23 protein-coding genes are annotated in these 25,476 nt (G+C 39.9%); 13 read left to right on the forward strand and 10 right to left on the reverse strand.

What is annotated here, in order from left to right; genetic code table 11:
• The first annotated feature begins 88 nt into the window (after nucleotides 1-88).
• Entirely contained in the window at nucleotides 89-730 is a 642-nt protein-coding gene (locus QL989_RS01700; protein WP_138605975.1) for a CPBP family intramembrane glutamic endopeptidase, read from the forward strand.
• 54 nt (nucleotides 731-784) lie between these two features.
• Here QL989_RS01700 and QL989_RS01705 read toward each other — a convergent pair whose 3' ends face one another.
• Entirely contained in the window at nucleotides 785-2,209 is a 1,425-nt protein-coding gene (locus tag QL989_RS01705; protein WP_010390240.1) for a sodium-dependent transporter, read from the reverse strand.
• 188 nt (nucleotides 2,210-2,397) lie between these two features.
• Between QL989_RS01705 and QL989_RS01710 the strand changes: the two genes are divergently transcribed.
• From QL989_RS01710 to QL989_RS01730, 5 genes are all read left to right on the forward strand, one after another.
• Nucleotides 2,398-2,700 (forward strand): YciI family protein, encoded by a 303-nt coding sequence (locus QL989_RS01710; RefSeq protein WP_054201050.1) that lies wholly within the window; start codon nucleotides 2,398-2,400, stop codon nucleotides 2,698-2,700.
• 161 nt (nucleotides 2,701-2,861) lie between these two features.
• A complete protein-coding gene (locus QL989_RS01715; RefSeq protein ID WP_010390245.1) occupies nucleotides 2,862-3,122 on the forward strand; it encodes a PepSY domain-containing protein in 261 nt (86 codons plus the stop codon).
• 3 nt (nucleotides 3,123-3,125) lie between these two features.
• On the forward strand, nucleotides 3,126-3,800 hold the full coding sequence (locus QL989_RS01720) for a response regulator transcription factor (RefSeq protein WP_010390247.1): 675 nt from the start codon (nucleotides 3,126-3,128) through the stop codon (nucleotides 3,798-3,800).
• The gene (locus QL989_RS01725; protein ID WP_138605971.1) at nucleotides 3,794-5,131 is read left to right on the forward strand and encodes an ATP-binding protein; all 1,338 of its coding nucleotides are present in this window, start codon (nucleotides 3,794-3,796) and stop codon (nucleotides 5,129-5,131) included. The genes QL989_RS01720 and QL989_RS01725 overlap by 7 nt, the downstream gene beginning before the upstream one ends.
• The gene (locus QL989_RS01730) at nucleotides 5,118-5,531 is read left to right on the forward strand and encodes a hypothetical protein (protein ID WP_138605969.1); all 414 of its coding nucleotides are present in this window, start codon (nucleotides 5,118-5,120) and stop codon (nucleotides 5,529-5,531) included. The genes QL989_RS01725 and QL989_RS01730 overlap by 14 nt, the downstream gene beginning before the upstream one ends.
• Nucleotides 5,532-5,650: 119 nt before the next feature.
• Here QL989_RS01730 and QL989_RS01735 read toward each other — a convergent pair whose 3' ends face one another.
• Nucleotides 5,651-6,001, reverse strand: a complete 351-nt coding sequence (locus tag QL989_RS01735) for a VOC family protein (RefSeq protein WP_290167725.1) — start codon at nucleotides 5,999-6,001, stop codon at nucleotides 5,651-5,653.
• 112 nt (nucleotides 6,002-6,113) lie between these two features.
• Nucleotides 6,114-6,758, reverse strand: coding sequence for a hypothetical protein (locus tag QL989_RS01740; RefSeq protein ID WP_290167728.1), 645 nt, complete (start codon nucleotides 6,756-6,758; stop codon nucleotides 6,114-6,116).
• A gap of 615 nt (nucleotides 6,759-7,373) precedes the next feature.
• Here QL989_RS01740 and QL989_RS01745 point away from each other — a divergent pair.
• Complete coding sequence (locus tag QL989_RS01745) at nucleotides 7,374-8,453, forward strand: FAD-dependent oxidoreductase (RefSeq protein ID WP_138605963.1); 1,080 nt, start codon at nucleotides 7,374-7,376, stop codon at nucleotides 8,451-8,453.
• Between the two features lie 34 nt (nucleotides 8,454-8,487).
• On the opposite strand, the gene QL989_RS01750 is transcribed toward QL989_RS01745, so the two are convergent.
• A complete protein-coding gene (locus QL989_RS01750; protein WP_010390257.1) occupies nucleotides 8,488-9,531 on the reverse strand; it encodes an AI-2E family transporter in 1,044 nt (347 codons plus the stop codon).
• A 168-nt stretch (nucleotides 9,532-9,699) separates the two neighbouring features.
• On the opposite strand from QL989_RS01750, the gene QL989_RS01755 reads away from it, so the two are divergent.
• Together QL989_RS01755 and QL989_RS01760 are read left to right on the forward strand one after the other, a co-directional pair.
• The gene (locus tag QL989_RS01755; RefSeq protein ID WP_290167734.1) at nucleotides 9,700-10,590 is read left to right on the forward strand and encodes a TIGR01777 family oxidoreductase; all 891 of its coding nucleotides are present in this window, start codon (nucleotides 9,700-9,702) and stop codon (nucleotides 10,588-10,590) included.
• 134 nt (nucleotides 10,591-10,724) lie between these two features.
• Nucleotides 10,725-11,903: a GGDEF domain-containing protein gene (locus QL989_RS01760; RefSeq protein WP_290167737.1), complete on the forward strand. Its 1,179-nt coding sequence runs from the start codon at nucleotides 10,725-10,727 to the stop codon at nucleotides 11,901-11,903.
• 62 nt (nucleotides 11,904-11,965) lie between these two features.
• On the opposite strand, the gene QL989_RS01765 is transcribed toward QL989_RS01760, so the two are convergent.
• Both QL989_RS01765 and QL989_RS01770 read right to left on the reverse strand, forming a co-directional pair.
• Nucleotides 11,966-12,625: a DUF2987 domain-containing protein gene (locus tag QL989_RS01765; RefSeq protein WP_356775985.1), complete on the reverse strand. Its 660-nt coding sequence runs from the start codon at nucleotides 12,623-12,625 to the stop codon at nucleotides 11,966-11,968.
• Complete coding sequence (locus tag QL989_RS01770; RefSeq protein ID WP_290167740.1) at nucleotides 12,618-13,427, reverse strand: glucosaminidase domain-containing protein; 810 nt, start codon at nucleotides 13,425-13,427, stop codon at nucleotides 12,618-12,620. Before QL989_RS01770 ends, QL989_RS01765 begins: the two co-directional genes overlap by 8 nt.
• A gap of 181 nt (nucleotides 13,428-13,608) precedes the next feature.
• Here QL989_RS01770 and QL989_RS01775 point away from each other — a divergent pair, with 181 nt between their 5' ends.
• Entirely contained in the window at nucleotides 13,609-14,901 is a 1,293-nt protein-coding gene (locus tag QL989_RS01775; RefSeq protein ID WP_290167742.1) for an anti-phage deoxyguanosine triphosphatase, read from the forward strand.
• Between the two features lie 86 nt (nucleotides 14,902-14,987).
• On the opposite strand, the gene QL989_RS01780 is transcribed toward QL989_RS01775, so the two are convergent.
• Complete coding sequence (locus QL989_RS01780; protein WP_290167745.1) at nucleotides 14,988-17,144, reverse strand: prolyl oligopeptidase family serine peptidase; 2,157 nt, start codon at nucleotides 17,142-17,144, stop codon at nucleotides 14,988-14,990.
• A 153-nt stretch (nucleotides 17,145-17,297) separates the two neighbouring features.
• Between QL989_RS01780 and QL989_RS01785 the strand changes: the two genes are divergently transcribed.
• A complete protein-coding gene (locus QL989_RS01785; RefSeq protein WP_178956179.1) occupies nucleotides 17,298-17,609 on the forward strand; it encodes a DUF962 domain-containing protein in 312 nt (103 codons plus the stop codon).
• A 192-nt stretch (nucleotides 17,610-17,801) separates the two neighbouring features.
• Nucleotides 17,802-20,357: a TonB-dependent receptor gene (locus QL989_RS01790; protein ID WP_290167748.1), complete on the forward strand. Its 2,556-nt coding sequence runs from the start codon at nucleotides 17,802-17,804 to the stop codon at nucleotides 20,355-20,357.
• Nucleotides 20,358-20,685: 328 nt separating this feature from the next.
• Here QL989_RS01790 and QL989_RS01795 read toward each other — a convergent pair whose 3' ends face one another.
• The 3 genes from QL989_RS01795 to QL989_RS01805 all read right to left on the reverse strand — a co-directional run bounded on the left by QL989_RS01795 (nucleotide 20,686) and on the right by QL989_RS01805 (nucleotide 24,005).
• Nucleotides 20,686-21,687, reverse strand: coding sequence for a branched-chain amino acid aminotransferase (locus QL989_RS01795; protein WP_290167784.1), 1,002 nt, complete (start codon nucleotides 21,685-21,687; stop codon nucleotides 20,686-20,688).
• Nucleotides 21,688-21,912: 225 nt separating this feature from the next.
• Nucleotides 21,913-22,965 carry an acyl-CoA desaturase gene (locus QL989_RS01800; RefSeq protein ID WP_008109218.1) on the reverse strand — a complete coding sequence of 351 codons (1,053 nt, stop codon included), beginning with the start codon at nucleotides 22,963-22,965 and terminating at the stop codon, nucleotides 21,913-21,915.
• A complete protein-coding gene (locus QL989_RS01805) occupies nucleotides 22,962-24,005 on the reverse strand; it encodes an FAD-binding oxidoreductase (protein WP_290167752.1) in 1,044 nt (347 codons plus the stop codon). Before QL989_RS01805 ends, QL989_RS01800 begins: the two co-directional genes overlap by 4 nt.
• 294 nt (nucleotides 24,006-24,299) lie before the next feature.
• On the opposite strand from QL989_RS01805, the gene QL989_RS01810 reads away from it, so the two are divergent.
• Nucleotides 24,300-25,460: a PQQ-dependent sugar dehydrogenase gene (locus tag QL989_RS01810; protein ID WP_290167754.1), complete on the forward strand. Its 1,161-nt coding sequence runs from the start codon at nucleotides 24,300-24,302 to the stop codon at nucleotides 25,458-25,460.
• Nucleotides 25,461-25,476 lie beyond the last annotated feature (16 nt).

Raw genomic sequence — 25,476 nt, forward strand, 5'->3', positions numbered from 1 at the left:
GTTTAAATATAATCAGCTTGACTGTTTTATAGTCATAAAGATGTCTTAATCGTTTGCTAAGGTAAAATAAAAATCACCGTGAGCAAACGTGAACGCTAATCAATACCGCTGGTTTGAATTTACTTTTATTTTTATCATTCTGCCTTTAATTGGCTTTAATATTCGCCAATATTTATCTAATTGGCTTATTCCAGCACTGATCATCCTCATGAGTGTGTGCTGTATGTTGTTATTAAACGACAGCCACTTTAAACGTTTTAGATTAACTAGCTTGGGGCAGTTTTCTGCTGTGAAGCGCCGCATGTTTAGTTTTTTCTTTATTGGCGCATTATTTTCGGGGGTATTTTACAACTTACTTTACCAAGGACACTGGTTTACTTTACCTCGTGAAAATCTCACCGACTGGCTAATGCTATTAATGCTCTACCCTTTATTGTCGGTGATCCCACAAGAATTAATATTTAGAACCTACTTTTTTCATCGTTATAAGCGCATTATGCCCAGTAAATGGCTACGCATTATTATAAGTGCGAGTGTATTTGCACTGGCACATATTGTTTACGCTAATTGGGTTGCAGTAAGTTTAGCATTTATAGGCGGATTACTATTTGCATATACCTACGCACAAAGCCGCTCAACCTTTGCCTGTGTTCTTGAGCACAGCTTATGGGGCATATGGATGTTTACCCTAGGGATGGGTGACTATTTAGACTCTGGTGCACTGAATTAACAAGCAGCAATAAAAAAGCCGCGACAGGCGCGGCTTATTTAGATTTAGTTTAAATTAAAAACCAAAAATACTGATATCAAAAAACTTCGTTGCAACGGTATTTACAAAAATGATTAATAATATCGCTGGAATAAAGGTTTGCAGTGAAAAGTTAACGTACTTTTCCATAAAGCTATTAGCATAATTAGGAGAGCCTTGTCTTAGCTCTTCGCTTAAGCGAACTTTTTTCCATTTATACATTACAAACAAACACACCATTAAACCATTTAAAGGCAATATTGTGTCGTAAAATACGTCATAAACAACATCAAAAAAGCTCTTATTACCACTACCGTAGCTAGTAAAAGTAGTTAGGCTGTCAATCATACCAAACGACATAATACACAAAATAGTTAATATACCGGTTGATAAAGTGAGTATGCCCAGCGCTTTTTTACGGCTAATGCCTTTACGATCGCTTAGTGTTGCTGTTGGTACTTCAACAATAGATACCAGTGATGTAATAGCAGCAAAAAATACTAATAAGAAGAAAATAAATGCCACGGCTGATGCGCCAAAATAGCCAATATCATTTTGTAACGCTAATAAAATTTTTGGAAGGTAGACAAAAATCATTGAAACTGACGAGTCAGATAACTTAGCCGGATCGGTATTTGGGTCAAAGCTAAAAATAGCCGGTAACACCATTAAGCCTGCTACAAACGCAACCAGTGAGTCGGTAATAGCGACCATTTTAGCACTGCCTACAATGTCATCTTTTTTCGAGATATAAGATGCATAGGTAATTAAAATACCCATACCTAACGACAATGAGAAAAACGCTTGGCTCAATGCGCCATTCAGCACGCTGGCATTCATTTTACTAAAGTCAGGAATAATGTAGTACTTAACACCGGCCATGGCGTTATCAAGAGTGAGTACGTAACCCACCAATATAATAAGCATGACAAATAAAGCTGGCATTAAAAATTTAGCTGCTTTTTCTATGCCGTCTTTTACGCCACCGACCAAAATTAGGTTAACAATAACTACTACCAGCGCCATATAACCAAACACGGTATAGCTATTTATAAACTCACCAAAGTGTCCAGGGTTTGCCAGCATATCTAAATTACCCAGCGCGGTTTGGCTCAAGTAACCAAAAATCCACACCGTGATCACCATATAAAAAACAGCAATCATAAACGGCGTTAATACCGCTAAAAAGCCAGCAAATTTCCATTTTTTGTCGTTATTAGCTAATTTTTTGTATGCACCCAGCGGGTCTTTTTGTGCATGACGACCCATGGCCATTTCAGCCATCATTACGGGTAAACAAATGAATGCGACAAACAAAGCATAGACGAGCAAAAATGCACCACCGCCATTCTTAGTCGCAGAAACTGGAAAGCCTACTAAGTTACCAATACCCACAGCAGAGCCTGCCGCTGCCAATATAAATCCTAAGCGGGAGCTAAAGTGCTCTCTATTTTCACTCATGTAATAACCTTGTTATTATTTATCTTATCCAAGGGACTCTACCAGTGTTACGCAACGCTTTTCAAGCAATTACCGTGTAAAAAAACATTCTTGCTGTAAACATCGCCATAAACACTTTTAATTCACCATTTATCAACGCTATGCTAGTATGCAGTTAATTAAATTTAACAAGTTTTGAGAGTAATTTTATGTTGTATATGATTTATTCAACAGACGTCCAAAATAGTTTAGAGCACCGTAAGGCGGCTCGCCCAGCTCATTTAGCGCGTTTACAAACGCTAGAAGACGAAGGCAGACTATTAACCGCAGGCCCACTTCCAGCCATTGATAGTGAAGACCCTCAAGATGCAGGCTTTACGGGTTCTTTAGTGATTGCTCAATTTAATTCTTTAGAAGACGCCAGAGAATGGGCGGCAGATGATCCTTATGTTGCCGGTGGCGTATATGAAAACTCTATTGTTAAACCATTTAAAAAAGTGTTCCCTGCTTAATTAAACTATGACCACCCTGTTTAACTGCAACCAGCAATTCAGGGTTTGTTCACTCATTTTTAATTAAACTTTGCTTACTAAAAACTTAAATACGCCGCAAGGTATTAAAGTTTTAATGGCTTAGTTTTTAAGCTAGGCAGGTCTGTTCTAGGAGTTCCGTAATGCGTGTATTATTAATACTCAATTTAATCGCGGTAGTGTGTTTGGCTAATTTTGCCCACGCAAACAATACCAAAAGCAAAACCGATAAAGTTGAGGTAAGTAAAAAAAAAGCAGTAATACTTGCAAAACAAACTACAGACGGTACAACGTTAAAGATCTCTGAAGAAACACTTTTTTTTACTGTACGAATTTTAAAAGCTGACGGCCACGTCGTCGATTTGAAAATAAACAAGAAAACTGGCGAAGTGAAAAAGGATTAACCAATGCGAATTTTAGTAATAGAAGATGATTTACATTTGGCAGACAACCTGCGCAATGCATTAGAAAAAGAGCGTTACAGTGTTGATTTATGTCACGACGGTGAAGCGGGCCTTTTTCACATCACTGAATACCCTTTAGATATGGCTGTAGTTGATTTAGGCCTACCTAAAATAGACGGTATTGAGCTAATAAATAAAGCACGCGCCCAAGGGGTGACTATTCCTATCTTGATTTTAACCGCGCGCGATCGTTGGCAAGACAAAGTAGAAGGCCTAGATGCCGGTGCTGACGACTACCTAACTAAGCCATTTCATGTGGAAGAACTGATTGCTCGCTGTAATGCGCTTATTCGTCGCAGTGCTGGTAAAGCAAACCCAGAAATGACAGCAGGCCCTATTAAAATTCATACACGTTCACAACAAGTATGGGTAAACGATAAAGAGCTGAGCTTAACTGCGTATGAGTACAAAGTACTCGAATACTTAATGGTTAACCCACAAAAAGTAATTTCAAAGTCTGAGCTTACAGAGCATATTTACGACCAAGACTTTGACCTTGATTCGAACGTAATTGAAGTGTTTGTACTACGTTTGCGTAAAAAACTCGACCCAGATGGCGTGCTTAACCCAGTGGAAACACTGCGTGGGCGTGGCTACAGGCTTAAAAGCCAGTGGTAACACCGCAAATTTCGTTAAAAATAAGGCAAGGATTTATCCTTGTCTTTGTTTTGTTAGTCGCTCTACCTATTTTGTTTTACTCCATAGGTAAGGCGTATTATGCGTCACTTGTTGATGCCACCGAAAAAAATCTCGAAGCACACCTGTATTCACTTATTTCCGAAGTTGATTTTACCGAGCGTGGCATTATTATGCCCAGCTCTATTTTAACCCCCGAACTCAACAACCTAAACTCAGACACCTACGCCATGATTTACCGTGACGACATGCCTATTTGGCATTCTGAGTCGGCGGTTAACGTTAACTTTGTTCCCCAATATATAGAACCCAAAGCAGGCGCTGCCGATTTCAGACGTGTGGTGTATAACAACACCACCTACTGGCAATTAAGTTTAACGGTAATACTTAATAATATTGACCAATCAGAGCAAGCACGCTTTATTTTATTAAAACGTAACGATGCCCTACTGCGTTTAATGGATGGCTTTAAGCAAACCTTAGTCGATTGGATGTTTATTATGGGGATTGCCATTGCAGGGTTAATGGCCATTGGTTTTATTTGGAGTGCACGACCTCTGCAACGTCTAGATAAAGAAATAAAAGCCATTGAATCAGGCGATATTCAAGAAATTAAAGGCTTATACCCCGTTGAACTGCAAACCATTAAAGCCGACCTAAATTTACTATTAGAGTCGCAGCAACGCCAAAAAGAGCGATACCGCGCCTCTCTTAGCGATTTAGCCCATGCACTTAAAACGCCGTTAGCTGTTTTAAAATCAAGCCCATTAGCTAACGATGCTGATGCACAAGAACAACTAGACAGAATTAATGTGATGATCGAGCACCAATTAAAACGTGCAGCCACAGGTGCTTCCGATACATGGAAAAAGCAAACCCCTATCAAGCCGGTTATCGATTCTATCTTAAGTGCAATGAGTAAAGTATACCGAGATAAAGACATTATATTTAATTGCCAAGTGAGCGATAAAGATTATTTTTTAGGTGATAAAACCGATTTAATGGAGTTATTAGGCAACTTAATAGATAATGCCTGCAAAGCCTGCCGCTCCCAAGTCAGTATTAATGTTTCACAAGCTAGAACGCTCAGTATAAGCATTTGTGATGACGGCCCTGGGATCAAGCCTGATAAACGTGAATCATTGTTACAACGAGGTACGCGCCTTGATACCTACGAAAGCGGACACGGTGTTGGAATGGCTATTGTATCTGACTTAGTTAAGTCGTATCACGGGCTGTTAACTATATCTCAGTCGCAACGTTTAGGCGGTGCAGAATTTATTCTCGAGTTTAATTATCATGAAAAAAAATAACTACATCCTTTGTTTTAGCTTAAGCCTATTATTGTTATGGGCACAGCAAAGTATGGCTGCTGAGCAACAATGTACATTGCAAAGCAACGCCCTGCCAGAGCAAATTAAAGATTACACACAATGTTTAGATGCCAAATTAAATAAAGTGCAACAGCAACAAGACAGTTGGATCCAAAAGCGCACTTTTGAACTGGCCGAATTAGAAAGTGAAACTGGTAATACCATCATTTTATCACTGTTTAAACAAAGTATTAACGCCAAAGATAAGTACATACAAAAAAGCTGCCAGTGGCGTTACATGTTAAAACAACCTAATTCACTGGAAGCTGTAGTAACTTATAAAGAGTGTGAAATAGCAATGATAGAGCAATTCATTCAGCAGCTTAAAATGGGGCTTTAACAAGTTCCTAATTAAACATTATTTGTTGTTTCTTGTTAATTTCGTGGTTAGTTTATTTGTATTTTGGGAAGTGCAGCCTTAAAGGCTGCATTTTTGTAGTTATAGACTTTGTAATGTGATTACTCTGACCACACCGCAAATTCATTTCCATTTGGGTCGCTAAAGTGAAATCGTCTACCACCTGGAAATGAAAATGTAGGCTTAATTATTTTGCCTCCAGCCTCCTCAATTTTATTTTGAGTCGCTTCAAGGGCATTACTGTATAACACAATTAACGGGCTTCCGTTTTTAGTAGAAACAACCAAGTCAGATTTAAAGAAACCACCATCAACACCTTGCCCTGTAAAACTACAATATTCTGAGCCATAATCCTCAAATGACCAGCCAAACACGTCACTAAAAAAGGCCTTAGTAGCTGCAATATTTTGTGCAGGAATCTCAATATAGTTAATTTTATTATTTTGAGTCATTTTAGTTTTTACCCTTATTCTTGTTTATATTATTTGCGACTTGGACTAGTAATATACAAAGGTAGAAGCAATGCTCGATAATCATAAGCAAACTTCAGGTATTTGAATTGCACTACTCAACCTGTGCTTTTTCCCACCATGGTTTGGAAAAATCAACTTTATCCTCTGGAATAACCATTGGGTGTTTTCTCAAATAATACGCCCAGAAAGCTTTTTCATATTTTGGGTTATAAATTTTAAAATTCCCTTGGGCTTTATACTCTTCTAGAAGTTTACGATAGGCACCTACAGGTTCATGAGGGTTTCCTTGTTGGAAAATAACTGTGCCTCCATACGTTTCATAAAGATACTTACTAATTTTGTAAGTTTTAACGACGTCTCTATTTGCTCTAAATGAAGCTTCTTTCATTTCAGAAGTTAATGTCTCAGTTGATGACTCTGAGCTAAATCGATGCATAGCTTGAGTAAAACTTTCTACTTCTTCAGCTGTTGGTTCTAAATTATGTTCATCAGGTAACTTTTGGATAATTCGTTTCCAAATTATTGAAGTTAATTTATCTGCTCGCATTTTATCAAGCACATCATCTTCTGATAAACCAGGATAAGAGCGCTTATATCCTTTTAAAAACCTCAAATCTATTTCTAGATCAGTAATATGTATTGTATTCCCTAATATCTGGGCTACTTTTGCTGAGCTATCCTCTTGAGCAAACGCATTCAAAGAAAACGTGAATAGCAAAGACAACACAATAGCCATCAACCGAAAAGTACTAATATTAATAGGGAGGTAATCGAATACGCCTCATTTAAATTAATATCTCGAAACTTGAATAAATCGGTAAATAATCGATTCCATATATTTCGAAAAATCTCTGCAAAAACTAGCATCATTGCTATTAGCATTCCCAATAAGAATAGTAATTTAAACAATGAAGATTCAAACAACAAATCAACGAAAATGGTGTTCGATTCAGAGTATGGCTCATAATAAAATAATTCGTGTACAGTTATCGCTAGCAGTGCCGCAAATGTTGCTAGTGCATTAAATATTGTTGTTATTTCCTTTTTCATAAACCTTCCTTTGTTTAAGTATGGCTGACAATTTTATAGTCCGTGAAGCGCGTATATCTACACCAGCGCCGCGCTTATTTTTTCTTTATATAGTTTTAACAAATTAGCTAACATATTACTACCATTAAGTTTTTATTATTTTAAAGCATAATTAATTAGCACTCTGTTTCCGCTTGGCTCATTTTCCTGAATATAGAGGCGCACTCAGCTTATTCAATTAGTCCATAAAACGTTTTGACAAAAGTTCACAAAAACCACAAACTACCTACCAGTAGATTGAATTAGCTAAAGTGATTTTAAAATGCATAAACCTGTGGTTATTATTGGTGGTGGCTTAGCGGGCTTATATGCTGCTTACAACCTTAAAAAACGTGATATTCCGTTTTTATTATTAGAGGCCAAAGCCAGTTTAGGTGGCAGAATTGCGTCTCATTATTTACCGACTAGTAACACCATTAGCCACGATTTAGGCCCTACCTGGATATTTCCGCACCAGCCTAATATTCAACAATTAGTTGCTGCTTTAAACATCCCCGTGTTTGAACAATACACCCAAGGCGATGTGTTGTATCAAGCATCGCATACTGCCCCTGCACAGCAAATTGCAGGGGCTGGCGAAATGCAGTTATTTAGAATACAAAACGGTATGAGCAAGCTTATCAATTTGCTTTATCAGCAGCTTGAGCCAAACACCGTTAAATTAGAGCACGCTGTTAGCGAAGTAAAAACGCTCTCCGATGGCTGGCATATAAGCGCTAATTACCAAGGGAGTACGCAACACTATACTTGCGATCAGTTACTATTGGCGTTACCGCCTAGAATGATCAGCCAACATTTAACCCCGCATTTATGGGCTGATAATGGTTTAGCACAGCGTTTAGCGTCGGTGCCTACGTGGATGGCAGGCCAAGCAAAGTTTATTGCCACTTTTGAGCACGCTTTTTGGCGAGATAGAAATTTATCGGGACAGTGTTTTAGCCGTGTAGGCCCATTGGTAGAAGTTCATGATGCGTCAGCCAGTGAGCATTCTTACCCTGCTCTGTTTGGCTTTATTGGCGTGCCTTACTTGCAGCGCAGTAAAGTGACCAGAGAACAATTAACCCAAGCTTGCCTTGATCAGCTCAGCTATTTTTACGGTGAGCAAGCCTATACAGCGAAAAGCTGCATTATAAAGGATTGGGCTGAGGATGAATTTGTTGCCAACAGAGATGACCAAATAGGTGTATCGCAGCATCCTGAATTCAATTTTTCAGGGCTTAGCGAGCAGCTTAAACAGTTAAAAGTGCATTTTGTGGGGAGTGAATTTGCACAGCAAGATGCAGGCTATTTAGAGGGGGCTATAAACGCTGTAGATAGCGCCTTAGCTAATTTAATGATTTAAAAGGCGTGCAATGTAGGCACGCCTTTATAAGGTATCAGTCTTCTGATTTGATAACGGTTTCTTCACCTGTGCCAAGCATAGTAGCTAACCAACGCCCTTCATCACTGGCTTCAAGTGCTATTTTTACAATCATGGTTAACGGCACTGATAGCAGCATACCCACAGAGCCTAATAACCAGCCCCAAAATATTAATGATAAGAACACCACCAAGGTAGAAAGCCCGAGGCCTTTACCCATGTATTTTGGCTCTACAATATTCCCCATAACGGTATTAATAGTTAAATAACCCGCGCCGACGAGCCCTGCCACTAATGGACCTTGCGTAATAAGCGCCAGTAACAGTGCTGGCACAGCCGCAATGATTGAACCAATGTTAGGAATGTAATTAAGCATAAATGCCAATACGCCCCATAGTACAAAATAATCAACATCGAGTATCCACAGGTAAAAACCAGCAATTACACCGGTAGCTAAACTCACTAAGGTTTTAATGGCTAAATAAGAGTTAATAGAGTCTAAAAAACGGTCAATTTGCTTAATTTTGCTGTCGGGATCGTCCAGTGCTAAATGAATTTTTTTGCCAAGTATCGGCCCTTCAAACAGCATAAAAACAACTGTTAGAATAATTAAAAACATATTGGCCATTACGCTACCTAAACCCGTTAGCATATTGGTGGCAACATCAACCATTTTGCCGGGATCAAACATAGACAAAATTTGTTCTTTATTAATTAAAATATTGTATTGTGAGGCTACATCAACCAACCATACAAATTCTTCTTTTAATTGTGCTTTATATTCAGGTAATTGTTTTGAAAAATCGTTAACCGACTGCCCTACTAAACCGCCTAAGCTAACCCCTAAGCCCATAATAATAAGCACCACAAGCACTACCGCTATGCCTTTTGGAATACGGTAACGAGCAAAAAAATTAATGAGTGGGCTACAAATTATGGCTATAAATGCTGCCAAAATAAACGGAATAACAATAGCGCTTGCGGCTTTAATACCCGCCAGCACAATGACCAAAGCGGCAAAAATTATTAAGCTTTTATTTACCCCAGTTAAACTTGCCAATACTCTTATCCTATTACTGTTATTTGGCTTTAGTGTAAGGCAAAAGCTAATAGAATGAAATGTTTAAGGGTGATCATAAAAATTATTGGTACGTATAAGTTTGCAAATCGTTGAGCTGGAGAGTATAAATTTTAAACATCCTGCTTTTTTTATAATTTCGGAGTTGCAATGCATATATTTTTTACTGGCGCCACAGGCTTAATTGGTAGGCACCTTTGCCCTTTCTTGTTGCACCACCACGATGTTACTGTACTGAGCAGAAACCCAACCAAAGCAAAAGTATTGTTAGGGCACCAGGTTAACGCTATTGATAGCCTTGAAGATGTTGATTTTAATACCGTTGACGTGGTTATTAACTTAGCCGGTGAACCTATTGTAAATAAACGTTGGAGTAATAAACAAAAAGCAGTCATTTGCGATAGCCGAATCATTGTTACGCAAGCGATTAGTGATGCTATTAAGCAGTGCCATACCCCGCCACATACTTTTATATCTGGCAGTGCAATTGGTTATTATGGTCGACAAGGCGACAGGCTAGTTGATGAAAACAATACAGAGCCTCATGATGAATTTAGCCACCAACTGTGCAAAGATTGGGAGCAAGCAGCTTTAAAGGCTGAGTCTGACGAAACTCGAGTGTGCTTATTACGTACCGGTATTGTATTGGCTAAAAAAGGCGGCGCGCTTGGTAAAATGTTACCAGCATTTAAGCTTTGCGTAGGTGGCCCAATTGGCAATGGTGAGCAAGGTATGTCGTGGATCCATATAGATGACATGGTTCAACTGATTTTATTTTTAATTCGCAATAAAGAAATATCTGGTGCTATCAACGCTACAGCCCCTGAGCCGGTAAGTAACAAGCAGTTTAGTAAATCATTAGGAAAAGCATTATCTCGCCCTGCGTTTATGCCTATGCCTGCTGGGGTGCTTAATATATTAATGGGTGAAATGGCCGACTTACTTACTACTGGCCAGTATGTGGTACCTAAAAAAGCATTAGACCATAACTATCGTTTTCACTTTACTAAAATTGACGCTGCATTAGAAAGTTTAGTCTAGCTACTGGCCTTAACGGGTTAAGTTTGTAGTAGGGGGTAAAGCTAATACTTTTTACCCCCTTGCTATTTTAGTGTCACTACCTAATACTTATAACTGTATGAACGCCTTCACTTAGCTAAAAGAGCCCCTTAAACATGCTTCATTTACCTACATTAATTAGCCTCTGTTTTATTCTTAACTTGTTTATTGCTGTGTTCTTTTTTTCTGTTTATAGATACAAAAAACAACCTTGCTATTTATTTTTTGCTACCGCCTGTTACTCGTTTATTACCGCAATTGCACTAATTTGTTTAAGAGATTTTATTGAGTTTCCATTATTAACCCATTTTTTTGCTTACGTTTTTATTATTTTAAGCCCATTACTCATTATTTTAGGGTTAATACCACAAAGCCAAGCGCCCGCGATAAAATTAACGCCTTTATACTATGCAAGCGCCATGTGCTGCACGCTTTTACTTGCAGTGTACCTTATTGATGCAGGGCAAATTATTACCAGTATTATTGCTGCTGTATTATTTAGCTACGCTGCGTATTTAATGATTAAAACTCCAAGTGTTGCTGTAGTCCAACAACGCTTACTCGTTGCCTGTTTTGCAATACACAGTGTGGTGATGCTGTTGCAAGTTGTACTCCTTGTTTTGCTCTACTCAAGCCAAATAAGTCAAGTCAGCTTAGCTTTTGGATTACAGCTGTTATTGGTAACGCATTTATTTTTAACTACCGCTACTGCGCTAATTTTACCGTTTATTAAGTTTGCTAATGCTGAGTCTAGGCTAATTAATTTAGCGAATCACGATCCATTAACGCAGCTTTTAAATAGACGAGGTTTTTTTAAGCTATGTAAAAAAATAACTAAAACCGCGCCTCTTAACAGCAGAGTATCGTTGATCATGCTCGATATTGACCTGTTTAAACAAGTGAACGACCAATACGGCCATGAAACTGGCGATGAAGCGATAAAGTGGATTGCACAACATATTAACGAATTGTTTTTTGAGCTTGGAGTTACTGCTCGGATTGGCGGAGAAGAGTTTGCTATTTTTCTTAATCAACAGAACTTAGCGCAAGCTAGGCTGTTAGCTCAAAAGCTTTGTAGTAGCATTAATGAATACCCGTTTTATTTTAATGGTAATAGCATTGCACTGTCTGTAAGTGCTGGGGTAAGTAGCATGTTAGTGCGCGAACTAAATATGCAAGAACTGTTGTTGCAAGCCGATAAACGGCTTTATCTTGCTAAAGAAACAGGCCGAAATAGAGTGGTCACCCACGATGAAAAAAGCTTGTTAGCAAAAGCCCCCTCTGCCATCATTTAATTTAGTCATAAAAAAACGACATCATAGTTGATGCCGCTTTTATACGTTTACCATTTTTATGGTTACTTACTGATCCAAGGCGTTACTTTAACAACCTCGTTAATATCAGCTAATATGGTTGTGTTATCTTCCCAGCTATCGGTTACTTCAAAATAACACACTGACTTTTCGCATGTTATACGCTCATCATCAAATTGCTTTGGAGTTTTAAAGGTAACAACCACGCCTTTTTGTTCAGGCAATAAAAACCACATTAGTTTGCTAACAAAAAAGCCAGATAGGTCTGTTAATAGCTCTTCAAGCTCATTATTAATAACTAATAACGATTGCTTTGATAACGCCAGTCCATCTAGTTCATTAGCTTCTATTTGTAACTTTAACTGACAGTCGTGAACCGGATTTTTTGGCTGAACTACAATCACCGCTTTATCGGTATCTAGCTGTTTATCGAACGGTAATAGCAATTGCGCTTTGTCGGTATAATTAAGCGGGTACTCATTTTTTTCAGTTAAAATAGTACCACTCTTAATACTACATACTTCGTTAGTACCAATATCGCTAATATAAAAGTTTACGCGGGCGTACTGAAAGTCCCCTTTGTTTACCACTTTTAAACGGTCGTAAAAACCGTCGTACGACATTACAAACTCTTTAGCAACCGCACTACTAGAGGCTATTGCAAAAAAGCTGGCTGTAACTAATTTTAATACCATTTTATTCATTAAAGTACGCTCGGTTTTGATTTATCATTGTATTTAATTCTTCAATGTACGCTTCACCACGTTCAGAGTAAGACATTAAACCATACGTTAATTTAGTCGCTAAAATAGGTTTTTGTTGTGCGCGTAAGTCTTCGCGTATAGTACGTAACTCTTTGTAAGCATTGTGGGTATTAATATTTTTAAAATAAGAGCTTACTGCTGCACGTACCGATTTAAATGCAGCCACTTCATGCTCGGCTTCACTATTACGTCTTCTTGGTACCATGCCACAGCCTTTTTTGTAGCACCATTGGCCAAAAAAGTTTAAGCCAATTCGTGCAAAACGCGAAGTACCCCATGCAGACTCATTGGCTGCCTGCATTAAGGCCATTTCTTTAGGAATGATGTCTACGCGGCGCAGTGCTTGGCTTAAAGTAATAGTATCTAAGGTTTCAGATAATCCGTACGACTTAAGTATTTTTTTAATATCACCCGTTTGTTTTTTACTGAGCGGTTCACTGTGCTCTATCATCATGCGTGCAATTTCAAGGTTTGCACGTTGCTGTAAAATCTTTTTGTTTTCGGCTTCTACATGAGGCTTAATAAAGTTAAAAAACGCATGTTTTTTCTCTTTCACATCAGTGAATTCTGAGAACTTTGGCAACTTAACGTTGTGCAATGGTTTTTCTTTTTTCTTCTCTTTTTTAATGTCGTTAGAGCTGGTTTGCTCGTCTGATACTAGTTCATCAGCATCAATAAACGGAAGGGTCAACGCCCAAATAACAACGGCGGCTAACAACAACTGAAAAATAGTTTTTAACATGTATTATCTCAATTTAACTCTAAGTTATGTATGGTGTAGTCACATACATACGAAACATCATTATACCTAAGCCACTTTATAAACGCGAATACTGAACAACCGAATGAAATTCATACACCTATTGCTTACAATTTATAATATACTAAGTGCTAAAGCCGAAGACGAATTGATAGGTTGAGACATGGATAAACAGTGGCAAAATAGAATAATTGAACAATATAAGCACCGCCCTAACGATAACCGCTCTCCTTGGCAAATCGACCGCTCACGAATCATTCATGCTGCTGCATTTAGGCGCCTTCAAGCTAAAACCCAAATAATGGGTATTGGCTTAAACGACTTTTACCGTACACGCCTTACCCATTCATTAGAAGTCTCGCAAATAGGCACCGGCATATTACGCCATTTAAAGGCCCAACATCCAAGCTTTGAACATTTTCCATCTACTGGATTGCTCGAAACCTTATGTTTAGCCCACGATATAGGCCATCCACCGTTTGGGCATGGTGGCGAAATTGCACTTAACTATATGATGCGTGATCATGGTGGTTTTGAGGGTAACGCACAAACACTGCGCATTGTGGCAAAGCTAGAGCCCTATAGTAACGGCTACGGCATGAACTTAACTAGACGCACCTTGTTAGGATTTATTAAGTACCCAGCTTTTATTGATAACCTTTGGCATAACATCCCACAAGAAAACAAACAGCGTGCGTTTATAAAAGCCGATGACTGGCGACCAGCCAAAGGTATTTACAATGACGATGCCGCGATATTTAATTGGATTATTGAGCCTCTTAGCGCAAGTGATAAAGCGTTATTATCTAGCCAAGAACACGCAGATGCTTATCGCGCTAAAACCCTTTATAAATCACTCGACAGTGCCATTATGGAACTGGCTGATGACATTGCTTATGCCGTTCACGACCTTGAAGATGCCATAGCGACGGATGTGCTCAGTTTAGACGATTGGCTAACCCATGCATTGCCGCATTTACAAGCACTTGACTATGACTGGTTAAACACTTTGCTGGAGTCACTCTCCAAGCGGTTATTTTCAAAGTATGAACATGAGCGAAAAGACGCCATAGGCGAACTGGTGAATACCTTTATTATTCATATTCATTTAGATACCCAAAACGATGAATTTGAGTGCCCTATTTTAAAGCACACCGCAAAATTAGATCAGCAATACGAAAATGTGCTACAGATCCTCAAACACTTTGTATTTCAGCGTTTAATACGCGACCCACAAATGCAGCAAATAGAATTTAAAGGGCAAAACCTACTCATAGAATTATTTACTGCGTTTGCCAGCGATCCGCTGCGCTTATTACCCGAAACCACGCAGGCACTGTACCTTGAAGCTGAAAAACACAATCAAGGTATGCGTATTATTTGTGACTATTTAAGCGGTATGAGCGACGAATACGCTTATAAAACCTATCAACGGTTGTTCTCCCCCATACAATAAGTTAGCTAATCTGAACTCAGGTTAGTCAACATAAAAAAGCCGAGTCACTTACGTAACTCGGCTTTTCGTTAGTTTATAAAATCACACTACAGTGATTTAATGCCCATGTTGTAAAGCGTAAAACCGTACATATCGGCATAAAGGTCAATAATTTTACTGGTTGGTGTACCTGCACCATGGCCTGCATTGGTTTCAATACGGATAAGCGTTGGGTTAGTACCTGCTTGATTCGCTTGAAGTTCAGCTGCAAATTTGAATGAATGCGACGGTACAACGCGGTCATCATGATCGCCTGTAGTGATCATAGTCGCCGGATATTCAACCCCTGCTTTTACGTTATGAATTGGCGAGTAACCTTTTAAGTAATCAAACATTTCTTTACTTTGGTCGCTAGTACCGTAATCGTATGCCCAACCAGCGCCAGCTGTAAATGTATGATAACGAAGCATATCCAATACGCCTACCGCAGGTAACGCAACTTGAAACAAGTCAGGTCGCTGAGTCATTACAGCACCCACTAATAACCCACCGTTTGAACCACCACGCAGTGCTAAGCGTTTTTTAGAGGTGTATTTTTTATCTTGTAAGTATTCAGCTGCAGCAATAAAGTCGTCAAATACGTTTTGCTTTTGCAATTGTGTACCTGCTTTATGCCACTCTTTACCGTATTCACCACCACCACGAATATTAGCAACTGCGTATACGCCGCCTTGCTCAAGCCAAGCCGCTGTTGTAGGGCTAAAGCGAGGTGTTAAGCTTATATTAAAGCCACCATAGCCATATAAAATAGTTGGGTTGCTGCCATCTAATTTAATATCACTTTTATAAGTGATAATCATCGGTACTTTAGTGCCATCTTTAGAGGTATAAAATACTTGCTCAGAGGTATAGTTATCGCTATTAAAATCTATCCCTGATTTACGGTATACTTTTGACTCACCGCTTTGCACGTCAAAGCTGTAAGTTGTACCTGGCGTTTTGTAGTTAGTAAACGAGTAATAAAGCGTAGTTTGCTCTTTTTTACCGCCAAAGCCACTCGCCGTACCGACGCCTGGTAAACTAATTTCGCGGATCAATTCGCCTTGTTTGTTGTACTGTTTCACTTTTGAAATAGCATCAACCATGTAGTTGGCAAAAAACGTATTACCGCCAAGGGTTACATTAAGTACGTTTTCAGTTTCTGGGATAAAATCTTGCCAGTTTTCAGGCTGTGGATTGCTTGCATCAACCGTCACTACTTTTTTATTTGGTGCATTTAAGTTAGTAACCAAAAATAGCTTGCTGCCTTCGTTGTCAATTACGCTGGTATCAGAGTCGGTATTACCCACTACAGTCACAAATTCGCTATCTGGCTTGGTTAAATCTTTAATAAATAACTTATTACCAGAGGTTGATACGCTGGCACTAATAAACAAGAAACGACCATCTTTGGTTGCTTTAGCGCCCACATAGCGGTGCTTTTGTTCTGCTGTATCGCCAAATACTAAAGTATCTTCGCCTTGATCTTGGCCTAACTTATGGTAATACACTTTATGTTGATCAGTTTTTGCAGAAAGCTCACTGCCCTCTGGCTTATCGTAGCTTGAATAGTAAAAACCGTCATTTGCTAGCCAGCTAACGCCACTAAATTTAACATCAACTAGTGCTTGTTCTACCTGCTCTTTGGTCTCGGTGTCTATAACAATGATTTTACGCCAATCACTACCACCTTCTGAAATTTGGTACGCTAACAATGAACCATCTTCTGAAAATGATAAACCCGACATTGAAGTGGTGCCATCTTCACTAAAAGTATTAGGATCTAAGAACACTTCAGCTTCACCGCCGTCTTTGCTGCGGTATAAAACGTACTGGTTTTGCAGGCCATCATTTTTATAAAAATAGGTGTAATCACCTTCAGTAAACGGCGCGCTGATTTTTTCGTAGTTCATGAGTTTTTCAAGGCGCTGTTTGAGTGTGTCTCTGTAAGGCACTTGCTCTAAATACGAAAAGGTAAGCTTGTTTTGTGTTTTAACCCATTGAGCCGTTTCATCACTCATATCATCTTCTAACCAGCGATACGGATCAGCCACGGTTTCACCAAAGTAAGTGTCAACCACAGCGCCTTTTTTAGTTTCAGGGTAATCTAGTGAGTTAACTGCTTTCATAGCTGTTTTTACTTTATTTTGAGTGGTGTTTTCTGCAGGTTGTGAACAACCCGCAAGTGCGATTACAACCGCACAGGTCAGTGTTTTTTTAAGCATTGCTTTATCATTATTTTATCTATAGTGAACCTAACCTATTAACTTTTACTGCTTTTGTCTATTGAGATGCGGTAAACGTCATTTATCGCTGTTAACCTACGCTAAATTGCGCTTAAATAAACGAACGACTTTTAAGCACTCGCAGGTTGAGTAATGACAGAAACTAAATCCTTTTCTAGCTTTAAACGCTTTTACCCTTTCTATTTAAAAGAGCATCGGAATAAAACCTGTCGCAGACTGCATTTTATTGGCAGTAGTTTAGTGTTGTTACTAGTCGGCTATGCGCTTATTAGCTCGCAATTCGTATTGTTATGGTTATTACCGGTGATTGGTTATGGCTTTGCATGGGTTGGGCATTTCTTTTTTGAAAAAAACCGCCCCGCCACATTTAAGCACCCGTTTTACAGTTTATTGGGTGATTGGGTCATGTTTAAAGATATGTTGATTGGCAGAATTAAATGGTAAATGGCTACTTACGCCTCGGTATTATAAACACCTCACCTTACTTGCTGTAAATAAATTGTAGATTGAATGTAATTCAATTGACCTCGATTATAAAAATAGTCTAATTTGGCAACAGTAATTTCAATTAGTTCATTATTCTAACAAACACTATATTGAAACCACCTGAAGAGCATCGAATGAGGGAAATTAGTTATGCAAATTACACCGCTATTTACAGCAAAAAAGACCATCACTTTAAGTATCGCCGCTGCACTTGTAGGCTCATGGACGGCTAACGCTGCTGAGCAAGAAACACAAATCCAAGAAAACATTGAACAAATTAGTGTAATTGGCTCTCGCCGACTAGGCCGCACAGTTGAAGATAGCCCTGTTCCTATTGATATTATTAGTAATGATGCCTTAAAAAGTTCGGGGCAAACAGAAACCAATGCACTATTAAGTACGTTATTACCAAGTTTTAATTTCCCCCAACCATCAATTACCGATGGCAGCGATCATGTACGCCCCGCTCAACTGCGTGGCTTAGCCCCTGATCACACCCTAGTGCTCGTAAATGGTAAACGTCGCCACAGTAACGCGCTACTTAATTTAAACGGCTCAACGGGTCGAGGCTCGTCATCGGTTGATTTAAACGCCATACCTGCAAACGCGATTGAACGTATTGAAGTATTACGTGACGGCGCCGCAGCTCAATATGGCTCAGACGCTATTGCCGGGGTGATTAATATCGTCCTTAAAAGCAATAGCAGTGGGGGTAGTTTGGGTGCCGTATATGGTGCAAATATTACCGATATGGACGGTGTCGCGCAGTTACAGTCGGTTTCTGAGGACGCAAATGGTGACTTAGCTTTTACTGAGGGCAGCGACCGCTCGCTTACCGACGGCCAAACCTTAACTCTGCAAGGTAATATGGGGTTTGAATTAGGCGATAACGGCTTTTTGAGTATTTCTAGTGAATATCGCGATCGCAGCTCTACCAACCGCTCTGATTACGACCAACGCGAAAACTACGCTCGTTTACCTGATGGCTCTCTCGACCCACGCGAATTCACATGGGATCGTTACAACCATAACTTTGGTAACGGCACTGTTGAAGACTTTGCGCTGTTTTACAACGCAGGTTATCAGCTAGCTAACGATGCTGAGCTCTATTCTTTTGGCTCATACAGTAAACGTGAAGGCGAAGGCGGTGGTTTTTATCGTCGCGCCCAAGACAGCCGTAACGTTACAGAAATATACCCTGATGGCTTTTTGCCGGTGATCACCTCAGACATTGATGACTTTTCATTGGCTTTAGGTGTGAAAGGCTTTGCTAATGAATGGAACTACGATGCTTCTGCTGTATATGGCCAAGATGCCTTTAACTTTGGTGTTATTAATAGTTTAAACACTTCATATGGGCCAAGTAGCCAAACCAGTTTTGATGCCGGCACGCTAACTTACGATCAGCTGACTATTAATCTTGATTTTAGCCGTGAGATTGATGCTGACTTTTTAGCCAGCGGAATTAACGTGGCAGTGGGCGCTGAGTATCGCCGCGAAGGGTATGAAATTCAAGCAGGTGAAGAAGCCTCTTATGCGCGTGGTAATTTTGGCCCAGGTGGTGCCGTGACCGATCCGGTTAATGGCCCATTCGGCTCTGCAGGTTCACAAGTGTTCCCGGGGTTCACACCTGAATCTGCGGGTGATAACAGCCGCCACAATGTTAGCCTTTACGTTGACTTAGAAGCCTTTATTACAGATAACTGGAATGTTGCCGTAGCCGCCCGTTACGAAGACTACTCTGATTTTGGCGACACGCTTAATGGTAAAATTGCCACTCGCTATACACTTACAGAAGACTTAGCACTGCGTGGCTCTGTATCAACTGGGTTTAGAGCTCCGTCTCTACAACAGCAATACTTTACCTCGGTAGCGACTGTATTTGTGGATGGCGAACCAACACAGACAGGTACCTTTGCGCCAAGCAGCGATGTTGCCGTTGCATTGGGTTCACCGGGTTTAGACGCAGAAGAAGCTACTAACTACGGGGTAGGCTTTACGTGGTCAACCGACTTCAACTTCAGCTTATCTGTTGATTACTACCAAATATTAATTGATGACCGTATTGTGTTATCAAATAACTTATCGGGCGCAGGCGTTGCAAGCTTACTTGAGGGCACCGGCGCTAACCAAGGTCGATTTTTCTTAAACGCGATTGATAGCAAAACCCGTGGCGTTGACGTCGTGGCTTCTTATAATTTAATCACCGACAATTACGGTGATGTAGCGTTTAATTTAGGTTACAACTACGGTAAAAACCAAGTCACCGATATTATTGACCCACCAGCACAATTACAAAGTGTTGGGGTTGAGCAAGATAATTTGTTCTCGGGTAACGAGCTACGTCGTTTTGAAGTGAGCACGCCGCGCAATAAATACAACCTTAGCGCAACATGGACACTTAACGAATGGCGCACCACACTTCGCAGCACTCGCTACGGTGAAACACAAGACCCGTCTGAAAACCCAGAGCGTAACGAAGTGTTAGAACCTAAATGGATCACCGATTTAGATGTTGCCTATGCACTTAATAATAACCTTACTCTGAGCTTAGGCGCTAATAATGTGTTTGATGTATACCCAGATCCAACTCGAGAGCTGGTGAGCGATGTAACCACTTTCTCTCGCTTGTTCTCGTACTCGGGCTTTTCACCATTTGGTTTTAATGGCCGTTATGTATACGGCAAAATTGAAATGAAGTTTTAAGCTGTAGCTTAAACCAAAAAGCCACACTAAATAGTGTGGCTTTTTAATAGCTTAGGGTCTGTTGAACTTTCAAGGTTAAATTTGCAGCAGTCTGTTTGGTATTTAGGCAAGGCAGAGCCTATGTGGTGTGGTTATTCCCCATAAATAGGCGATAACGCAGCATCAATGCCAAACAGGCGCTGCCCGAAGGGTTCTGCCTAGGGACGATTTACTCTTTGTTGCTCGGTTTTTACTTAGCCCACTAGGTTACAAACCTCGCGCCGCGATTAAACCGCCCCTAGTTTGAACAAATTTTAATCCGCAAAGGTCAACAGACCCTAGAACCCGATTAGATTTTAGTTAACCAACCGTGTTTGTCTTCGCTCTTGCCCCATTGAATATCGTTCAATGCTTGACGTAAGCGTGCCGTTGTTGGCCCTGGTTCACCATTACCTACTTTGTATTCTTTATCGTTATGAATAAACGTACCTACTGGAGTCAATACTGCCGCAGTGCCTGAAAGTGCTGCCTCAGTACCTGGTTTTGCTGCACGCTCTAAAAGCTCAGTGACAGTAAAGTTGCGCTCGCTAACCGTCATACCTAAATCTTTAGCTATGGTTAAAATGCTATTACGGGTTACACCGTGTAAAAATGTGCTGTCGAGTGCTTTTGTAATGATTTCATTGCCATCAATTAAAATAAAGTTTGCGGCACCGGTTTCTTGCACATCGCCGCCTGGGCAAAATAAAATTTGGTCGGCTTTATATTTAGTGCGTGCTGCTGAAATTGGGCCAAGTGCGCTGGCATAGTTACCACCGCTTTTGATCATACCCATGTGCGGTGCACAGCGCATACCATCTTCTTCAAGTAAAACACGTAACGCAGTTGCGCCACCTGAAAAATAATCACCCACTGGCGATAATAACGTGTAAAGCAATGAACTCATTGACGGTGCCGCCGCTTTACCAATGGCAGCTTCCGTACCAATGTGGGTTGGGCGAATATACATAGAACCAGGAGGAAGCGGCGTTTCATCGGCGTATTCACGTACAATATCGATGATCATTGTTTTTAGCATCTCGCCATCAACAGCAGGTAAACTCAACAATTTAGAACTTTGCTGCATGCGCGCAATATTAGCGTCCATTCTAAAAATATTAACCGAGCCATCTTCGTGACGAAAGGCTTTTAGCCCTTCAAAACATGTACTTGAATAATGAAGAACGTGCGCACCTGCATGCAACTCAAGCTTATCGCAAGGAACAATTGAGCTTTCGCCCCACTGATTGTCAGAAAACTTAGCTTGAATCATCTGCGGCATAAACACAGTACCAAATGCTGCCATTTTTATTCTCTCTTGTGTGGTCTATTTTTCTCCATTGTATGACAACCAGCTACTATTTAACCATAGCAAAACGAGCTGTTTTTAAATTAATTAGAAGAATTTTTTGCATGTACTGATGATTATTTAATCAATAAAGCACTTACCAACCTTTTAATGCAATAATCAGCTAACATTTTATAGTTAGCTGATTAATTAATGCGAACATTATGATGGCGGCTATTTTATTAGCCTCTATTTAAACGAATAACGCAATATACGCTTTAATACTGAGGTGTATTGCTGAAAAAATCCGCCAGTATTATAAGCAATGCCCTGCTTTTGTAATGCGGCTTGCACTTTAGGCGCAATTTCTTGATAACGGGACGATGGCATATCAGGAAATAAATGATGCTCTATTTGAAAGCTTAAATGCCCAGTTAAAATATGAAACCAACGTGCCCCTTTAATGTTTGACGACCCCAGCGCTTGGCGATAATACCACTGCCCTTGGCTTTCGTTTTTGCAGTCTTGCTCATAAAAGGTATGGGTTTGCTCGGTAAAATGGCCACAAAAAATAATGGTTGAGGTCCATAGGTTACGAATTAAGTTTGCCAGCAAATTACCGCTTAATACCCACAAAAATAATGGCCCCGCCAAAACTGGAAATAACACATAGTCTTTAATTAGTTGGCGCGCCCCTTTACTAAAAAAGCGCTTTTTCAAGGTGCTATGCGCCACAGCACCTTCACGGTTTGGTTTCTTTTTACCTATAAAGACTCGCTCGCCTGCGAGCTCATGATACGACACGCCCCACTGAAACAGCACGCTTAAATTTAAATAGGTAATAAACTGCCATGTATTTTTTAGTCGCCATTTAAAATCATTGCTCAATCTTAATAAGCCATAACCAAAGTCACGATCTTTTCCGATAATGTTAGTGTAAGTATGGTGTTCAAAGTTATGAACGCGGTTCCAGCTTTGGCCGTCGCAGGCTATATCCCACTCGTAAGTTTTAGAGTTAAGCTGTTTGTCGTTCATCCAATCGTATTGACCATGCATTACATTGTGGCCAATTTCCATGTTGTCGAGAATTTTAGCCAAACCAAGTAATAAAACACCCGCTACCCACAATAATGGCTGTACAAAACCAAGCATCAATAAAATCCGTCCGCCTATTTCGCAAAACCGCTGCTTACGCACAATAGAACGAATATAGTTTGCATCCTTTTGCCCAACTGTAGCTAATGTCGACATTTTAATTTCATCTAAATCATCGGCTAACTGTTGATAATTTATAGTTGTCATAGCTGTAACTCCAAATCGCTAACGGCTTGGCTCACACACAGTTGAATTAACTGCTCGCCAGTATCTGATAATTGATTAGTTTTTAAATTACGCACCACTCCCGACTTTTTAATGCACTGGCATTGATGGCAAATACCAATGCCGCAACCACGCTGCACAGGGAGTTTTTTTGCTTCAAACTGGTTTAATAGCACCTCATTACTAGTCACTACATGCGTGTCTTTATTTATTATTACTGAAAAATGATTGTCGTCAGTCAATTTAGGCATGGATAGAGCAAACGATTCTTGGTAATAGGTTAAATTAAGTAGACGAGTAAAATCTGCAACTTCTTGCATAAAGCCAGCAGGACCACAGCAATATATATCAGGATTATCGTCCGTATTTATATGAGTAGTTAAATATGGGCTTCGATCCCGTGTAAGCAGTACGTAAGAAAAATGATTATATTGCTGTGTCAGCATTTTTAACTCATTAGTGCATTGATGCTCACCTGCTTTTGCAAAGTAAATTAATTTTATCTGATGCTCAGTATTACTTAGCTGCTGATCAAGCATTGCAAGCATAGGCGTGATTCCCGAACCACCAGCAATAAACGTGCTGGGTTTGTGCCAGCTTTTAAATACAAAGTCGCCACTTGGTAAAGAAATATTACACCATGGCTGCACCGCTAATGCATTTTGCAATTGGCTTGTAAAATGACCTTGCTGATCTGTTTTTACTAATAAACGAAGTAAACCTGTCGCCTTAAATTGTGCGGGGCTGCATGCCAAAGTAAACACTCGAGTAAGCAAACGTCCATTAGCTTCCACCGTTAAGCTAATGTGTTGACCAGCAATATATATAGGCCACTTTTTACTTGGTTTAAGTGAAATACTTAAAAATCGCCCGCTTAGTGCTTGAACATCAACAACCTTGGTTCGAAAAAGGTCAGCGCGCCACGCAGGTTTAAACTTTTGCATTATTGGCTCAATATAAGCTGCAAAGCTTTGATGGTGTAAAAACCATTTTGAAAATTGATCTAATACCGGAGTTAACATGGTTATAAATTCTCTATTTAAATCGACTACCCATTAGTTTCTGCTGGGTTTTATATTTGAGCATACACGTGTAAGCCCAAACTTCAGCGCACAAGTGTACGCTCGAATTTTTAAATTTCAACCCCATTAGAGTAATTATTCAATTTTTCTAGAGCGGTATTTAAAGGTTAACAACGCTTAAGTACCCAATGGAGAACGATTAAATTGCGTGCACTTGTACTTATCCCAAATACTTAACACCATGATAAATAGCGTGCTAAGGTAGTTAAAATTTAGTTAATTTTGGAAGCCATTATGAACAAAGTAACAACGCGTAAAAAATTTTCTACACTTGCCAAAATCAGTTGTGCATTTGCACTTTCGGGGCTCACCAGCCTCAGTACTTATGCAGTTGATTTTAAAGAACTGGATAAATTAGCGCTTAATGTAAAACCGGTAACTATTGCCCAAGGAATTTCAATTCCGTGGGCTATTGAGGCTCTGCCAAACGGTGACTTATTAATAACCGAGCGCAGCGGCATCCTTTATTTACTTCGTAATAACTCCACCAGCTTAACTAAAATCACAGGGCTACCAAAAATAGATGCCAACGGCCAAGGCGGGCTTCTTGATTTAGAGCTACACCCTGATTTTGCTAATAATCAATGGCTATATATTACTTATTCAAGCAGTGAAGGCGATGGCGCAGGTAGTAACACCGCACTTATGCGTGCAAAGCTAAAAAACGATCACAGCCAACTACTTGAGTCACAACAATTATACAAAGGTGAGCATAACTCTAAAAAAGGTCAGCATTACGGCAGCCGTATTGTGTTTGATAACCAAAACTATGTGTATTTTTCGATTGGCGATCGCGGCTCGCGAGATATTAACCCACAAGATTTAGGCCGTGATGGCGGTAAAATTTATCGTTTACACGACGATGGTAAAATTCCATCCGACAACCCCTTCGTAAACCAAAAAGGTGCAAAACCAGCGGTTTGGTCTTATGGGCATCGTAACCCACAAGGTATGTGGTTCGATGGTGACAATAGTGTATTTTGGGCACACGAACACGGCCCCCGTGGTGGCGATGAGCTTAATATGATTAAACCTAAAACTAACTACGGCTGGCCCGTGGTGAGTTACGGTATTAACTACAGCGGCACCTCGTTTACCGATTTAACAGAAAAACCGGGCATGCAAGCGCCCATATTACAGTGGACACCGTCTATCGCTCCTTCAGACATGTTGCTAGTAAAAGGTGATAAATACCCTGAACTTAAAGGTAAATTTTTACTCGCTTCAATGAAATACGCCTTTGTTAGCGTATTAGAAATAGCAGGTGGCAAGGCCGTTAAACAAAGTAAATTACTTGAAGGTATTGGCCGTATTCGCAGCCTAGCCCAAGGTGATGATGGTACTATTTACCTTGGATTAGATGGCCAAGGCATTGTGCGACTAGATCCTAAGTAGTCATTTAATACATCTA

Source organism: Pseudoalteromonas sp. APC 3224 (assembly GCF_030407535.1).
In the GTDB taxonomy this organism is placed as follows: domain Bacteria; phylum Pseudomonadota; class Gammaproteobacteria; order Enterobacterales; family Alteromonadaceae; genus Pseudoalteromonas.